Origin of the sequence: Levilactobacillus fuyuanensis (assembly GCF_003946395.1) — a bacterium.
GTDB lineage: Bacteria > Bacillota > Bacilli > Lactobacillales > Lactobacillaceae > Levilactobacillus > Levilactobacillus fuyuanensis.
In genome coordinates this window covers 1-1,936 of record NZ_RHNZ01000044.1, presented here as the reverse complement: position 1 = coordinate 1,936, position 1,936 = coordinate 1, and the positions used below count along the sequence as shown (strand labels likewise).

Genomic DNA, 1,936 nt, shown 5'->3' with positions numbered 1-1,936 from the left:
AATGCCTGAACTAGCTTAGCAACTAGACCACTTCTAAGAATAGATTCTTAGTGTTGCACTTGATTTGACAATTGAGGTGCATTTTTTAGTTCAACTCCTTTAAAAAAATTCAAGATTTGTTTTCTACCATTTTATTTTGGTCTTATATTGTTTGCTCGAATAAAATTCCATATCTATATTCTGTGATTTGAGATATGTGGCAAATTTTAAGGTTGGAGTTATATGTCCCATTGCTGGTCAAATAGCAAATAAAAATTTTTTCATTTTACAGACCCCCTTTTCGGTTTTGCATAACTCAACTATCTTGAGCAAACGTCATAAGAACTGACATAAAAGCCCCTAAACAGTAGCTAACAAACAAAAATACTAAAATACTACATATGAATTTGAAATCCAATTTGACCGAAAAATCAACACCTAAAAACATTGAAAATATAGTCAGTATCGCAACTTCTACAAGAACAAAGGGTAAATTTGCAATCATAACTCCTAAAAACATCTTCTCAAAATTAACATTTGCTAATATTAACCCATCCATTGTTCTTCTTCTTTTTTCTGTCAAAAGTGATCTACCAATTGGCATCATAATTGATAGAAGTGCGTTATAAGAAATGACACCTATTACTACAAACTTAAAATTAATTCGCCCAACAGCTCCAAATAACCTTGTCACAAAATAGGTCAACAAGATTGATGAAATTCCCGTCGATACTCCTGCTAACAGAAACATATAGGGGTTTGCTGCTTTGATATTGAGACTTTCCTTTTTTACATACGCCAATAATTTCAACATTTAGTAGTACCTCTTCATTGTGTCAAAACTTTGGATATCGCATCACTTACATATGGAACAATGTTTACATCCTTCTTTAAATGTTTTAAAGAATCAAGAAAAAATATTTTATCATGTTCCGTTATGTTTAATTGGATCTCTTGTTCATCTTCTATATCAACCTCATTCGCTAAATAAACGAGGCGTGTATATACAGTCTTCTTCAAGTTATCAAAATTAGAATCCTCACCAATAATTTTATTTATAGTGACATCTAATCCGATTTCTTCTTTGCACTCTCTAATTGCTGCATCTTTAGGAAGTTCCTCACTTTCTGAAAGCCCGCCAGGTATATCCCACCAATGCGGAAAAACATTTACTTTTCCTCTTTCCTTTTTTGTTCTTCGAATTAAAATAATTCCTTTATCAGTAGGAACAATAATATGTGAAATAATTTTATTCAAGGTATATTCCTCCCCAATTTAAACCAAGTTTGTTAATCACATAGCAGTAAGTTGGTATTTTCCTTGGAAAAGCGGATAATGATTGTTATCATTTTCACATAGTAGCCTTCACTCTTAAATTTGTATTCATCATAACTTATCGTAAAATGCAAATACGTTTCTGTATGATATTTGATACATGTTAGTTAAAACGATGAAGAAATGAGGGGTTTAATGAAGCTAGGATCAAAACAATGGTAATAATGTTTAGTCATAATAGTCGTCTATTGCGCAGTCAGGATACTACACTCGACGAGCGATTATCAAAGCAGTACACCTATTAACACAATATTAATCTGCTTAATTTACTTAAAGACATGGGATAAATTAGCGCTACCATCTACACAAACGTAAGCACCAAATAACTGACCGTCTATGATTGGCGGCAAATCCCTGATATGATAACCTCATCAAATATTGAATTCCTTAGTTGATATTTGAATTTTTCTTCTTGTCACTAACTGGCAACTATCCAGAGAAAAGATAGTTACATAAGTCAGTCCTATCAACGGGTTCAACGTACCGTAGTTATGCCTTTCTGGGAAGACCAAATCGCACCTAAGTTACTCGACGGCAAGAACGTAATCATCGCTGCCCACGGTAACTCATTACGTGCTTTAAGCAAGTACATCGAACGGATCTCCGACGATGACATCATGAA

The 1,936-nt window shown here is 33.4% G+C and carries 2 protein-coding genes and 1 pseudogene; 1 reads left to right on the top strand and 2 read right to left on the bottom strand.

What is annotated here, in order from left to right; all coding sequences use genetic code 11:
- Window positions 1–295: 295 nt before the first annotated feature.
- On the bottom strand, window positions 296–793 hold the full coding sequence (locus EKM73_RS12625) for an ABC transporter permease (protein WP_125702124.1): 498 nt from the start codon (window positions 791–793) through the stop codon (window positions 296–298).
- A 14-nt stretch (window positions 794–807) separates the two neighbouring features.
- Window positions 808–1,236: an NUDIX hydrolase gene (locus tag EKM73_RS12620; protein WP_164508931.1), complete on the bottom strand. Its 429-nt coding sequence runs from the start codon at window positions 1,234–1,236 to the stop codon at window positions 808–810.
- A gap of 566 nt (window positions 1,237–1,802) precedes the next feature.
- On the opposite strand from EKM73_RS12620, the pseudogene gpmA reads away from it, so the two are divergent.
- Window positions 1,803–1,936, top strand: a pseudogene (gene gpmA, locus EKM73_RS12615) (2,3-diphosphoglycerate-dependent phosphoglycerate mutase); the annotation flags it as partial.

Excerpts from the sequence above, each read along its gene's own strand:
- EKM73_RS12625 (WP_125702124.1), bottom strand. The coding sequence starts at position 793 with ATGTTGAAATTATTGGCGTATGTAAAAAAGGAAAGTCTCAATATCAAA.